The sequence below is a fragment of the Flavobacterium sp. 9AF genome (genome assembly GCF_902506265.1).
GTDB lineage: Bacteria > Bacteroidota > Bacteroidia > Flavobacteriales > Flavobacteriaceae > Flavobacterium.
On sequence record NZ_LR733556.1, the window covers coordinates 264,594 to 279,381 of the forward strand.

10 protein-coding genes are annotated in these 14,788 nt (G+C 31.3%); 1 reads left to right on the forward strand and 9 read right to left on the reverse strand.

Annotated features, from left to right (window positions below; translation table 11 throughout):
* Window positions 1-141: 141 nt before the first annotated feature.
* The 3 genes from HALO113_RS01315 to HALO113_RS01325 are packed head-to-tail and all read right to left on the reverse strand — an operon-like array spanning window position 142 to window position 6,640.
* The gene (locus tag HALO113_RS01315) at window positions 142-1,926 is read right to left on the reverse strand and encodes a RagB/SusD family nutrient uptake outer membrane protein (protein WP_159777307.1); all 1,785 of its coding nucleotides are present in this window, start codon (window positions 1,924-1,926) and stop codon (window positions 142-144) included.
* A gap of 21 nt (window positions 1,927-1,947) precedes the next feature.
* Window positions 1,948-5,160 carry a TonB-dependent receptor gene (locus HALO113_RS01320; RefSeq protein ID WP_236554566.1) on the reverse strand — a complete coding sequence of 1,071 codons (3,213 nt, stop codon included), beginning with the start codon at window positions 5,158-5,160 and terminating at the stop codon, window positions 1,948-1,950.
* A 19-nt stretch (window positions 5,161-5,179) separates the two neighbouring features.
* Window positions 5,180-6,640, reverse strand: a complete 1,461-nt coding sequence (locus HALO113_RS01325; RefSeq protein WP_159777309.1) for a glycoside hydrolase family 28 protein — start codon at window positions 6,638-6,640, stop codon at window positions 5,180-5,182.
* A 246-nt stretch (window positions 6,641-6,886) separates the two neighbouring features.
* Between HALO113_RS01325 and HALO113_RS01330 the strand changes: the two genes are divergently transcribed.
* Complete coding sequence (locus tag HALO113_RS01330; protein ID WP_159777310.1) at window positions 6,887-7,903, forward strand: LacI family DNA-binding transcriptional regulator; 1,017 nt, start codon at window positions 6,887-6,889, stop codon at window positions 7,901-7,903.
* Window positions 7,904-7,938: 35 nt separating this feature from the next.
* On the opposite strand, the gene HALO113_RS01335 is transcribed toward HALO113_RS01330, so the two are convergent.
* The 6 genes from HALO113_RS01335 to HALO113_RS01360 are packed head-to-tail and all read right to left on the reverse strand — an operon-like array spanning window position 7,939 to window position 14,786.
* Window positions 7,939-9,546 (reverse strand): UxaA family hydrolase, encoded by a 1,608-nt coding sequence (locus HALO113_RS01335; protein WP_159777311.1) that lies wholly within the window; start codon window positions 9,544-9,546, stop codon window positions 7,939-7,941.
* A gap of 10 nt (window positions 9,547-9,556) precedes the next feature.
* Window positions 9,557-11,020, reverse strand: a complete 1,464-nt coding sequence (locus HALO113_RS01340; RefSeq protein ID WP_159777312.1) for a tagaturonate reductase — start codon at window positions 11,018-11,020, stop codon at window positions 9,557-9,559.
* A 45-nt stretch (window positions 11,021-11,065) separates the two neighbouring features.
* The gene (locus HALO113_RS01345) at window positions 11,066-12,514 is read right to left on the reverse strand and encodes an MFS transporter (RefSeq protein ID WP_159777313.1); all 1,449 of its coding nucleotides are present in this window, start codon (window positions 12,512-12,514) and stop codon (window positions 11,066-11,068) included.
* A 38-nt stretch (window positions 12,515-12,552) separates the two neighbouring features.
* Window positions 12,553-13,221: a bifunctional 4-hydroxy-2-oxoglutarate aldolase/2-dehydro-3-deoxy-phosphogluconate aldolase gene (locus HALO113_RS01350; protein ID WP_159777314.1), complete on the reverse strand. Its 669-nt coding sequence runs from the start codon at window positions 13,219-13,221 to the stop codon at window positions 12,553-12,555.
* 2 nt (window positions 13,222-13,223) lie between these two features.
* Window positions 13,224-13,742 (reverse strand): LacI family DNA-binding transcriptional regulator, encoded by a 519-nt coding sequence (locus tag HALO113_RS01355; protein ID WP_159777315.1) that lies wholly within the window; start codon window positions 13,740-13,742, stop codon window positions 13,224-13,226.
* A 21-nt stretch (window positions 13,743-13,763) separates the two neighbouring features.
* The gene (locus tag HALO113_RS01360; RefSeq protein WP_159777316.1) at window positions 13,764-14,786 is read right to left on the reverse strand and encodes a sugar kinase; all 1,023 of its coding nucleotides are present in this window, start codon (window positions 14,784-14,786) and stop codon (window positions 13,764-13,766) included.
* Between the last annotated feature and the right edge of the window lie 2 nt (window positions 14,787-14,788).

A 14,788-nucleotide genomic window follows, 5' to 3' on the forward strand; every position in this document is an offset into this window, starting at 1 on the left:
ATTTGATTTTGAAATAACTATATTTTATCTATGTTATTGAGTTTTTTAAATAATTTGTTTACCGAATAAATAGTCTTTATAAAACCTATTTATTCGATAAAACAAATCATTAACTATAATCTAACTCAAATATTTACATACTTAGTAACCATAATCATTAACAAGAGCTCCATTACTAGAATCTAAGAACACTTGCCAAATAGGCCAAAATTGTCTGTTATTAGGATTTGTAGCACTACTATATAATGCATTTATTTTAGAATCGGTAAGATTATCCCATTGGAAAGCGGTATAATCTGGACCAGGAACCGTATTTTCATTTCTATTTAGTCCATAAATTATTAATGTTTCATTATCAGCAGCATATTTATAGTATAAAGTGGTAGGAACATCAAAATAATCACCCGCTCTCTGTTGTAAATCAAACATTTTTGATTTAGCTTCAATTAATTTAGTTTCTAGTAGATTCCAACGTATTAGTGCTTGTTTACGTTCCATTTCTCCAGTAAATTCATATTTATGCTCTTCAACTATGGCATCAAACATTTGTTGTTTGCTTCCTAAAGCGTTCACATAAGCATCTACTTTGGTTGTATGTAAAGAAGAATCAAACGCTCTCATTCTTAACTCCTTCAAATAGGGAGCTGCTGCACTAGGTCCTTGCAATTCATTAGCCGTTTCTGCTGCCATTAATAAAATTTCAGCATAACGCATATATATTTTATTCACTCCATCATCATTAGTTGAAGTAACAATTCTACTCATCCATTCATAGCGATATTTCCCAAAATACCATTTATTTAATGCTCCCAGTTGTTGCTTTGCTATACCATTTGAAGCAGCACCATATAAATAAGGTACACAAGTAACGTCTCTTCTAGTATCTTCTTCATCATAATCGTAAAATATAAAAGGTAATGGACCCGCTTGACCACCTCTATTGTTACCATTAGAATGGTATTGGTCATTAGTTGTATGTTTCACTGCAAAAGTGAATAACATTCTTCCTCTTCCCGCAGAAAAAGGAATTTCCCATAATGATTCTCCTCCAGCTTGTGTATTTTCTTGATTGTATTTTCTCCATAAGCCTTCAAAAGTTGTTTCTAAATGAGCTGTTCCACTATCTATAATTGATTTACATTCGTTGAAAGCTAAAGTGTACATATTTTGAACCGAAAGTGCAGGATCATTACTTCTTCTTACACCATCAGGATATTGTTGAAACCCAGATGCTGCAAGTGCCAGTCTAGCTCTTAAACCTTTTACAAAAGCTTTATTTACCCTTTCTACACTTGTAGTTGTTGCGTTTCCATTTGGCCATGGAACCAAATCTGAAGCTTCACCTAAATCATCAATTAATTGTTTGTAAATAATATCTCTACTAGATTTAGGTAAATAAAGTGTTTCTGTAGTTATAGGTTCAAAACGAGCTGGAACATCTCCCCATGTTTTTAATAAATCGGCATAATAAACAGCTCTAAGCGTTAAAGCTTCACCTAATAAATAACCTAATTCTGATCCAGGTGTTGGATTACCATAAGTACGTAATCCTCTTATACAAATATTAGCTCTCTCAATACCTTGATACATTTTATCCCAAGCATTGTTAGAAGTATTCATCTGTGAATTATTTGGCAGAGCATTATAGTTACATAATGTTGCATTGTCATTAGATGTTGATTCTGAAGAGTTATACCATTCAATATCTGTATTCATTCCATACCAAGGTAAGAAACGACCTCTATAAGAATTGGTTTCACCAAAAGGCACTTTTATACCATCTACTGCACCTTGAGCTAAACCAGGAGTTGAAAAAATAACTGATTCATCTAAAGTAGATAAAGTCTTTGATTCTAAATAATCTTCTTCACAAGAACTTAAAATTGAACTTATGATTATTGCAAAAACTAATATTCTATTTTTCATTTTATAATAGTGTTTTAGTTATTAAAAATTTAAATTTAATCCTAATAGTACCTGTCTACTTTTTGGATAAGGTGAATAATCAACTCCAGGAGTATATGGGGTTTGTCTTCTTGTAGATACTTCCGGATCAAACCCTGAATATTTTGTCCAAACAAAAACATTACTTACTGTACTATATAATCTTAGTCTTGAAATACCTATTTTTTCAATAGCATCTTTAGGCAAACTATATCCTAAAGTGATTGTGTTTAATCTTAAGAAAGAACCATCTTCTACTGCCCAATCTGAAAATACATAATTTGAAAAAGGTGACCACATGGTAGTATTTTCATTTAAAGTGGCTAATTGAGTGGGATCAGTAACTAAACTTCCTGTTGCTGGATCAACATTATTCCATCTAGTACCTTCTGCCATAGTAGTTAATAAATTTCTAAATTGACCACCGTTTGGAGTTGCTGTAGAATGCTCAATCTTAGTAGCATTATAAATATCGTTTCCATAACTCCAGTTGAAACCAGCTGAAAAATCAAAGTTGGAATAATTAGCGTTAATAATAAATCCACCAGTGTGCTTAGGATTTGCATTACCAATTATTGTTCTATCTTCTAAATTAATAACTCCATCACCATTTGTATCTTTAATTTTCATTGAACCTGGAACTACAGTAGTTCCAATAACCGATGAAGAATTAGGAATTCCACTTTTTAAAGTATATGTACCACCAGAATAATCAAAATCAGATACTTCATAGCGTCCATCATTTTGAAAACCATACATTAACCCAATAGGCTGACCCACATTAACTAAAAAATCATTGTCTATTGCTGTTGATGCCCATCTAGAAGCTGCGCCAAAATCACTTAAATCACCTAGAGAATTAATACTATTTTTATTTAAACTAATATTAAAGGCAAAATTTAAATTAAATTTATCATTTTTAACTGCATCTATATTTAAAGTTGCTTCAATTCCTTTATTTTGAATTTCACCCATATTTCTATATTGCGTATTATATCCTGTTCCTGGAATAGGGAAATTAATTAATAAATCACTAGTCAAATTCTTATAGGTGTCAAATGTTCCACTAACTCTCCCATTAAGAACTTCAAAATCAATTCCTAAATTTTGAGTAGTAGTCGTTTCCCATTTTAAATCAGGATTAGCTAGTACATTTGAAGCAGCCCAATAACTGTTTACGTTATTAATCCAAGAAGTTACTGAAGATTGGAAAGGCTGAATTGTTTGTCCTACAGGTATGTTATTATTACCTGCTTTTCCATAACTAACACGAACTTTCAAAAGGTCTAACCATTTGGATTCTTGTAGAAAACTTTCTTCAGATATTTTCCAAGCCGCTGCTAAAGATGGGAAATAACCCCATCTATTTTTTCCTAAGAATTTACTTGATCCATCTGCACGGTAAGTTGCTGTAAGCAAATATTTATTTTTAAAATCATAATTTATTCTTCCAAAAAACGATAACAATTTATCTTCTGGCAAATTGTAATTTTCTGTTGAAAAAGGTACACCTTGAGTGGTTAAATTAATTGCATTCTCAAATGAGAAAAATTTTGGATATGCATGAATTGTATTAGTTAATGTATTGGAAGTAAAATTAATAGTTTCTCCTCCTAATAAGATTTTTAAATTATGATTATTACCGAGTAATTTTTTAAAATCATAATTTAAAGTAGTTGCGTTTCTAAATCTTTTATCATCTCTATTACTAAATATTAATGCTGGCATACCTTGATTCTCAACAGCAGGAGCATTATTTACATAATACGTACTTTTTCCATAAAAACGATAATCAGAAAATTTATAATAATCGATACCAAAATCTGTAGATAATTGAAGTTCATCTGTAATATTCCAAGAAATACCTCCTAACATATTAAAATTTCTTCTAAATTGACGTCTGTTATTATCTTCAACAGTTATATAAGGATTTATTAAATTACTAGCTAAATCTTCATCTGTACTACTACTTGTAACACCATCAATATCAAAAGGTGCATAACCAATGAAATGTTTCATACGAGAATCTGCAGTAGATTTTTCATTTTGTTCGTTGGCTCCACCTCCATTTATTTCTGTATTAGAATAGCGAACCGTATAATTCAAATTGATTTTATCATTAGGTTTACTTTTTAAACGTAAGGATAAGTTATCTCTCTTATAATCGGAACCAACCATTATTCCTTTTAGATCATAATGAGTATAATTAAAATTATAATTAATTTTATCTGAACCGCCTCTTACACTCAAATCATGATTTTGAACAATTCCTGTTCGTCCAAAAATATTATCTTGCCAGTTAGTCGTAGGCGTATTGTTGTATTGATTAATATCAGACCATGTTCCTAAATAATCTTCAAAAGAAGCAAGATCATTACTTAATAAAGCGTATTCATATTGCCAATTCACGTAATCTCTTGAATTATTTATATCAAGTGTTTTACGAATTTTATTAAAACCTGCGAAAGTATTATAGGATACTTCAATTTTATCTCCTTTTGTGCCTGATTTTGTTGTAATTAAAATAACTCCATAAGCTCCTCTTGAACCATAGATGGCAGTTGAAGAGGCATCTTTTAATACTGTAATTGTCTCGATATTGGATGGAGAAATATCACTAATACTTGTTACTGGAAAACCATCAACAATGTATAATGGAGAAGCATCTTGAGACAAAGAACCACCACCTCTTACTCTAATATTAATTTCGGCATCAGGAGCACCTTCAGAAGCAGTAACTTTAAGCCCTGCTATTTGTCCTGTTAAAGCTTCTGCAACATTTGTAACAGGTCTTTTAAGAATTTCTTCGCTACTCACTGAAGCTACGGAACCTGTTAAATCTGATTTCTTAGAAGTACCGTAACCAATTACAATTACTTCGTCTAGTTTTTTAGTATCTTGAATAAGATTAACATTCAATTTAGTTTGCCCATTTAATTGAATTTCTTTGGTTTGATAGCCAATATAACTAAAAACTAAAATTGCATTCGGATTAGTTAATTCCAATGTAAAAATACCATCAAAATTAGTTGATTGTCCATTTTTAGTCCCTTTTTCATATATATTTACACCCGGTATAGGTAGTTTATCTTCTGAATCTACAACTGTTCCAGTAATTTTAATTCTTTCATTTTGAGCGTATCCTTTATCAAGGAAAAAGAATGACAGAAATAAAGCAATTAAAAAAAGATGCCTATTGGTTAATAAAGTTCTCATCTTCATAATTTATTTAGTTTTAATTAAGGTTGTTAGTTACTTTTCTTTTATTTATATAGGTATTAATAAACTTCACATTATTTACATTTTTTAATGAAAAATTATTTTGAACGGTATCCACTGATACGTTTTTAAATTGTATATTTTCAATAATAGAGTTTTCTAATCCATCTGCTAGAATGACATATTTTCCAGAATTTTTGACAGTTACATCTTCTAAAAAAATATTTTTTACTTTAGGTATAAAAGAACCTTCTTGGTTGTCATAGATGCTGTATTTCAAATTTATTTTTAAAAGAGCTTCTTTTACTTCTCCTACTTTTAAATTTTTAACATATACACCATCAACAATACCTCCTCTTCTTGTATTGGTTTTTATGCGAATGGCACGTTCTAAATTTGGACTATCCATGCTACAATTTTCAACAAAAACGTTTTTAACACCAGCAGACATTTCACTTCCTATAACAACGCCTCCATGACCATCTATCATTTTACAATTTTGCACTACAATATTTTCACTACTAATTGCCACTCTTCTACCTTCAGCATCTCTACCCGCTTTAATTGCTATACAATCGTCACCTGTATTAAAAGTTGAATTTTTGATAATCACATTTTTAGAATATTCAGGATCACAACCATCATTATTTGGACCATGACTTTTAATATTAACATTATCTACAATAACAGCATTACATTTAATGGGATGAATAATCCAAAATGGAGCATTTAATATGGTTATATCTTTAATTAACACATTGGTACATTCAAAAGGTTCAATAAAATTTGGACGTAAATAATGGTTTGTACCAAATATCCTTTGTTCGACTGGAACATTATTTTGTCCCATATCCATTAATGTGGGTAAGTTTAAACTGTCCTTTTGCGAAGGTTGTCCCTCTTGGTATCCATATGTATGTCCTTCTGATGTACTTCCTTTCCATGGCCACCAATTATTTTCATTTGCTTGACCATTTAATATTCCTTTTCCTGTTATAGCAATATTGTTTTTTTTATAAGCATAGATTAATGGTGAATAATTCATTAATTCAATTCCTTCAAATGAAGTATGAACTAAAGGCAGATAATCATTAGGATTTGTTGAAAATATAATTTCTGCTTTTTCTTCTAAGTGTAGATTTACATTACTTTCTAAATGAATTGGTCCAGTTAAATATTTTCCAGATGGAACTAAAACTATACCTCCTCCTTCTTTCGCACATTTATCTATTGCTTTTTTTATAGCCATGCTATTTAAAGTTTTTCCATCAGCAATAGCGCCAAAATCTTTTATATTATAAATAGCATTTTTAAATTTTGGTTCTTGAACATTTTTAATTATAGCATCTAATTGAGAAGTATATTTATCTTCTTGAATAGTGTTTGTTTGTTTTTCTTTATTTTGATTACATGATGCAAATATTGTTACTGTTAATAGCAGACAAAAAATCCCTTTTATTTTAAAATTATATTTCATATTAAAATTATTATTTACCGTAATCGATTACGAAAATAAATAAAACACTTCTATCAAACAAATATTTTTTAATAAAAAATAAAAAAAAATATATAATAATTATTTGATACATAATAATTATATGAAATATTTGTGATATTGCTATTATAAAATAATTGAATAAGTTCATAATTATAATTATTTTTGTCATACTAAATCCGGATTTTAATAGTTATTTAGTTTAAAAATTTAGATTACTTTCGATACATGAAAAAAAAAACAACTATTTACGATATTGCTAAGAAACTAAATATTACCGCTGCAACAGTATCGAGAGCGCTTAATAATCAAAATGATGTTAGTGAAGCTACTAAAGAATTAGTAGTTAAGACAGCAAAAAAGATGAATTATGAGCAGAATAAATTGGCATTAGCACTAAAAAGTGGAAAAAGCAACAATGTAGGTGTTATTGTGCCTAGAGTTGATAGTAATTTTTTTGGCTCAGTAATACGAGGTATTGAACAAGAATTAAATCCACATGGGTATCATATTATCATCTGTCAAACTGATGGAAACGAAATAAAAGAAGAAGATAATATTGAAGCTCTTTTAAATGCCCAAGTTGATGGTATTTTAATATCTACATCAAGTAGTAAAAATTCAATATTTGAAAGAATTCTAAAAAAAGATGTTCCTCTTATCTTTTTTGATAGAAAAAAATCATTAAATAATGTGAGTTCGGTTACAATAAATGATTTTAATGGTGGTTACAAGGCTACACAACACCTAATAGACACAGGCAGAACAAAGATTGCTCATTTTTCAGGGGATACCAATATAGAAATTTTTAAGGACCGCTTTTTGGGTTATAAACAGGCATTATTAGACAACAATATCGATTACGAACCTGATTATGTTGTACGAATAGAAAGTAATTTGGATGATGGAAAAAAAGCGATTAAAAAATTACTTTCCATGAAAAATCCTCCAGATGCTTTATTCTCTGCCAGCGATTTTGCTGCTTTAGGTGCGATCCAACAATTAAAAGAAAAAGGAATTAAAATTCCTGAGGATTTTTCTGTAATTGGATTTAGTAATGAACCTTTTACCAAATTTATGGAACTTTCCATTAGTACTATAGATCAATTTCCTAGAGAAATGGGTAAAATGACAGCCAAAGTCTTTTTGGAACAAATCAATAATACAGAGAAAGTAAAAATTGAGAAAAAAGTTATTTTAGAACCCGAATTAATTATTAGAAAATCGACAAGCAATTCATTATAAAAGAAAAGCCGTTTAAAATAAACGGCTTTTTTTATCTATAAGGAAACTCCTCTTTTCCAAGGAATAAAATCATTTTGATTTAAAAGTTTCGCTTTTGTTATCGTTTTACCACTTGCAACATCAATAATAAAATGAAGCATCTCCTCTCCCATTTCTTCAATTGTCTTTTCTCCTCTAATAATGGCACCTGTATCGATATCAATAATATCAGGCATTTTTTGAGCTAATTCTGAATTGGATGATACTTTAATTATGGGAGCAATGGGATTACCTGTTGGTGTACCTAAACCAGTAGTAAATAATACAACTGTTGCTCCCGAACCTACCATAGCGGTTGTACTCTCTACATCATTTCCTGGTGTATTTAGTAGATTTAAACCTGTAGTGGATACATATTCTCCATAATCTAAAACATCACAAACGGGTGAAGTACCTCCTTTTTTTGCTGCACCTGCCGATTTCATAGCATCTGTAATTAAACCATCTTTAATATTTCCAGGAGACGGATTCATATCGAAACCAGAGCCAGCATCCACAACCGATTTTTCAAAGGCTTTCATTAGGTCTAAAAATTTTTCACCTTTTTCTTCTTTGACACAACGATTGACTAATTCTTGTTCGACACCACATAATTCTGGAAATTCTGATAAGATAGCTGTACCACCTAAAGCCGCTAATAAATCAGATACATGGCCTAAGGTTGGGTTAGCAGAAATACCTGAAAACCCATCAGAACCCCCGCATTCTAAACCTACTCTCAGTTTAGATAAAGGAGCTGGTTTTCGTTCTATTTTATTGGCTTCTTTTATTGCTTCAAAAGAATCTTTAATAATAGCAGATAACATTTCATCAACGGTACCCATTTTTTGTTGTTCATAGATAATTATAGGCTTCTTTGAGTTTGGATTAATGGTTTGCAACGCTTGTTTAAAAATTTCAATTTGCAAATTTTGACAACCTAAACTCAACACCGTAGCACCCGCAACATTTGGATTATTAACATAACCCGCTAATAACTTTGCCAATAATTCAGAGTCTTGTCTAATACCTCCACACCCCCCTTGGTGTGTGATAAATTTCACATCAATATTTTCAAAAACATTCTCAGAAACCGTTTCTTCATCAGCTGATGCGCCACTATTTACTAAAGAACGCAACAACATTTGATGTTTATTAACCTTATGTTTTAAAAGTTCTTTTTCAAATATTTCTTTTAAAATTTCAATGTTTCTATTTTCACAAAAGACCAAAGGAAAAAACAACCAAACGTTTTCTGTTCCCACTTGTCCATCTTCACGATGATATCCTAAAAAAGTTTTATCTTTCCATTTTTCAATATTTGGAGCAACCCAAGAAATGGAACCTGTTTTTCCGAATACTTTTTCACTTTGATGTGAAACGTTAATCGTAGTTAGTACTTCCCCTTTTTCAATAGCAGTATCGGCCTTACCTACTAATACTCCATACATGACTATTCGATCTCCTTTTTCAAAATCCTGAGCTGCAATTTTATGTTTTGCTTTCACTGATTTTGTAATCGTAATTGTAGTACCTTCAAAAGTCACTTTTTCACCTTCATTTAAATCGACAAGTGCTACAATCACATTGTCTGAAGGATGTACTTTTATTAATTGCTTTTGCATGATTACCTTCTTAAGAATTGAATTTCATTTTAAAATTTTCAAAACCAATTTCTATTCCATTGGTTTCAATTTCACTTAGAGCTGTTACAACAGCTTCAGCTAATCCTTTTACTTCGAGTAAATTGCATTCCCAAAAATCTTTATTTTCTAAAGTTAAATTGACAATTTTAGGTAAGTCTTTGGTTTTCCAAAGTGTGCTAAAAAAAGATATGATTTCAGCGTTATCATTAATTGGCAAAGCTTTTCCGTTCCAATCACCCTTATAGAATTGGATTAAACAAGCCAATGAAAAAGTGAGATGTAAAGGTAATTCTTGAGTATTGGTAACATATGTTAATAGACTTGGCAAAACTCTTACTTTAAATTTTGAAACGGTATTTAAAGCAATATCCGATAATTTATGAATGATAAATGGATTTCTAAAACGATCCATTACCTCTTCTGCATAATTCGCAATCTCAGTAGGATTCATGTCAAGCGTACTGTTGATTTCGTGTATTACTTCATCCACAAAATTTCCAGTAAATGTACCGTCTACTGTTTCTCTTACCGTTTCATTTCCATATAAAATAGAGAATGGTACCATGGATGTGTGTGCTCCATTTAATATACGAACTTTTAAAGTTCTAAAATCTTGCATGTCCTCTACAATTTTTACATTCAAATCGGTTTTATGAAAGGGCAGCTTTTGTTTTAAAGCTTCATCACCTTCAATTACCCAAAGAAAAAAAGGTTCTGCTGTAACAATTAAATTATCGGAATAATTTAGTTTATTATTGTATTCTTCTATTTCATTTTTTGGATAACCAGGAACAATTCTGTCAACTAAAGTATTGTGATAGGTACAAGCTTCTAATAACCATGTTTTGAATGCATTATCCAAATTCCATAAATCACAATACTGCAATAAAATACTCTTTAAAGTAGCTGCATTATAATTTATTAATTCACAAGGTATAATGGTTACTCCTTTGCTAAAATCACCTTTAAAATGTTGAAATCTTTCGTGCAATAAAATAGCTAATTTTGCAGGGAAAGAAGCCGGAGGTTGCATAGTTGGTAAATCGCTATCTACAAATTCGATTCCTGCTTCAGTCGTATTTGAAATTATAAATTGCAACTCTTCTTCTTTAGCTAAATCTAAGAAATTTTTAAATTCGGTATAAGGATTAATCCCTTTTACTACATTTTTAATTAAGGCAATATCTTGAATTTTTTCTCCTTTTTTTACACCATTCATGAAGAGTGTATATAATCCATCTTGATCATTTAGCATATGCACTAAACCACCGGCAAGTGGTTGTACCACTGCAATACCAGCATTAAAGTCGAGTTCTGTATTCAATCTTTGAAAAGCATAGTCTACAAAGGCTCTCAAGAAATTACCTTCACCAAACTGTACCACTTTAATAGGAAAAGAAACTGGTTCTTGTATGCTTGCTCTATTTAATTTTTGTTTTATTGTATTTTTCATTTCTTTAAAATTTACTTTTTATTTATAAAGTAATTACGGGTTCATTTATAAATTAGTAATCGGACTGTATTTTGGTACCAAAGTTTTCATTACCATCCAACCAATTAGATAACATACAGCGCAGATAGAAAAAATAATGAAATATCCAGCTTCGATTCCTTTAAATCCAAGGAATACCATATTTGTGTTTTCGCTAAAATCAAATAATACTCCTGATCCTTTATTGATTAACGTAGAACCTAATCCACCTGCTAAACCTCCAATTCCAGTTACAGTTGCGATGGCTTTTTTAGGGAACATATCACCTACAGTTGTAAAAATATTGGCTGACCAAGCTTGATGCGCTGCTCCAGCAATACCAATTATAATTACAGGAATCCAATACGTATAATGTCCTAAAGGTTGTGCTACTAATGCTAATAAAGGGAAAAAAGCAAAAATTAGCATGGCTTTCATTCTACCTTCGTATGGGTTCATTCCTTTTTTATCTACAAAATAGGTTGGTAACCACCCTCCTACAATTGAAACTAACGTAATCATATATAAAATAAACAAAGGGAATGCTGCTTGTGTTGCGTCCATTTGATATACAGAACTCAAATAAGCTGGTGTCCAAAATAAGAAAAACCACCAAACGCCATCAGTCATAAATTTTCCAAAAGCAAATGCCCAAGTTTGTTTGTATTTAAAACATTCTAGTAAAGAAGTTTTTTTAGAAGATTCTGGAACATATCCTTCTATTTTGCTATCCGAAATGGTATCTTGTTGTATGTATGCTAATTCCGCTGCATTAACACGTGGATGTTTCTCTGGTTTGTCATAGATAAATATCCAAAATCCCATCCAAACAAATCCCAATGCACCAATAATTATAAAAGCCATTTCCCAACCGTAAGCATCTGCGATGAAAGGAATAGTTACTGGGGCCATTAAAGCGCCAACTGTTGCTCCTGCGTTAAAAATACTCGTTGAAAATGCCCTGTCTTTTTTTGGAAAATATTCCGCAGTAGCTTTAATAGCTGCTGGAAAATTACCCGCTTCTCCTAAAGCAAGTACAAAGCGAGCAAATATAAATAAAGTAACACTGACTGATATCACCAAACCAGTATCGTTAATAGTTTCAATGATATCCTTTGCTTCCTGAAAACCAACAAACCAACTTCCAGTAATGTATCCTGAGGTTGCGATACCAGCAAAAGCGTGTAAACAAGCTCCCACAGACCAAACGCCTATAGCCCATAGAAACCCTTTTTTGGTATCCATAACATCCACAAATCTACCAGCAAATAATAAGGATATAGCATAAAATATTGAAAATAATGCAGTTATATTTCCGTAATCGTTATTTGTCCAATGAAATTCAGGAGCGATATAATCTTTCCAAGTTAAGGAAAGCACTTGTCGGTCCAAGTAATTAATTGTTGTTGCGACAAATAAAAGTCCGCAAATGGTCCATCTAAAATGACTGGTCTTTTTTGGAGTTATTTCACTCATATATTTTGTATTTAGCTCTATTTTTAAAATAGATAGTATTATTTTCTTATTTTTTGAATGATTGCCAAAGTATTTTTTACTTGATTGGTAAGTACAATATACTCTTGATTCTTAATGATTTCGTTTGAAATTAATTGTGACCCCATTCCCACACATGTTACACCTGCTTGAAACCAGTGGGCTAGATTTTCTTCATTTGGAGAAACTCCACCCGTTGGCATAATAGCGGTCCATGGTTGGGGTGCTAAGGCACTTTTAACAAAATTCGGACCGTAGATATCACCTGGAAATAGTTTTACAATTTCACAGCCTAGTTCTTCTGCTTTGGCTATTTCTGTTAAAGAACCACAACCTGGTGACCATAACACTTTTCTTCGGTTACAAACGATTGCAATATCTTCTCTTAAAACAGGAGTTACGATAAAATTGGCTCCCAATAACATGTATAAAGATGCTGCTGCGGCATCTGTTACTGAGCCTACCCCTAGAATCATTCCTGGTAATTCTTTTGTGGTATATTGCATTAATTCTGTAAAAACATGATGTGCAAAATCACCTCTTGAAGTAAATTCAAATAAGCGCGCACCACCATCATAGCAAGCTTTTACTACTTTTTTACAAATTTCAATGTCTGCGTTATAGTACAATGGTACTAAGCCCGTTTCTTTCATTTTCTGAAATACTTCAATACGAGTAAATTGAGCCATAACTATTTTATATTTTTTAATAAATTTTCGAAAATGGATAAGCAATAGGTTTTAGACACTTTATCACTTTCTTCTTTTTGAATTTGTATACACGCTACTGGAATATTTTTATTGGGAGCATGTTTATAACGGATAATTTTTTCGTCAAATGCTGAAAAAACGATTGCCGCATCCACACTTCCATCATTTACATCATACAAATATTCGGTCACTTTATTAATTTCTTCGAAAGATTGAAATAACATAATTCGGTAACCGAATTTTGTAGCACTTAATTCTAATTCACAAAGAATATCACTATAAATTGAGTCATTTATTTTGGGTACAATAACCGCTACAATATACGATTTACACCCTCGAAGTGCCAGAGCATTTTTATTAGGCTTATAATTGATTTTACAAGCATAATCTTGAATTATTTTTTTGGTATCGTGATTAATGTCATCTTTATCATTCAAGGCTTTAGAAACCGTTGAAATGGAAAAACCTGTTAAATGCGATATTTTCTTTAATGTAATCATCTTTTTTAAATTTAAAGCTATTTAACGAGATACTTTTGCAGAACCATCTCCTTCAATAATATGCTCAATTTCTTCTAAAGTAGCTAAATTATAATCCCCTACAATTGTATGTTTTAAACAGCAGGCAGCGACTGCAAATTCTAATGTCTTTTGATTCTCAAAGGATGGATTCAATAACCCATAAATTAATCCTCCCATAAAAGCATCACCCGTACCTACTCTATCGACAACTGGTGTAACTTCTTTAACCGCTGCTTTATAAATTTTTTTTCCGTCATATAAAATACCTCCAATTTTTTGATGAGATGCGTTAATGGAATATCGTAAGGTGGTAGCAGCTATTTTTAAATTTGTGCAATGATCAAAAAGCTTTTCATACAAACTAGGTAATACATTTTCATCTGTGTAATTAGGAGCCACTTTTTCTTTTCCTAGCATAAAATAAGCCGTATCTATATCTCCTAAAATAACATGACAATACTGAAGTAATTCAGGCATAATATCAGCAGGAGTTTTACCATATTTCCATAGTTTAGAGCGATAATTTAAGTCACATGAAATGGTTAGACCTAATTTATGAGCCGTTTTAATAGCTAACAAACATTCATCAGCTGCATTTTGTGAAATTGCGGGAGTAATACCACTCCAATGAAACCATGTTTTTCCTGTTAGAATTTTTTCCCAATCAAAAGTTCCAGGTTGTATCGTTGCAATTGCACTATTAGCTCTATCATAAACCACATTACTGCCTCTATTACCTGCTCCAGTCTCTAAAAAATAAATACCTAATCGATCACCTCCAAAAAGAACATTTTCAGAAGTAACATTCATTTTACGCATTTCTTTTAAGGCACAATGTCCAATTTCATTGTCTGGTATGCGCGTTACAAACTCTGCCTCAACACCATAATTCGCTAACGAAACAGCAACATTGAATTCACCACCACCATAAGATGCAGCAAAACTTTTCGATTGGCTGAATCGCAAATGCCTTTCAGTTGACAAACGCAACATGATTTCACCAAAAGTAACAACATTATTCATAA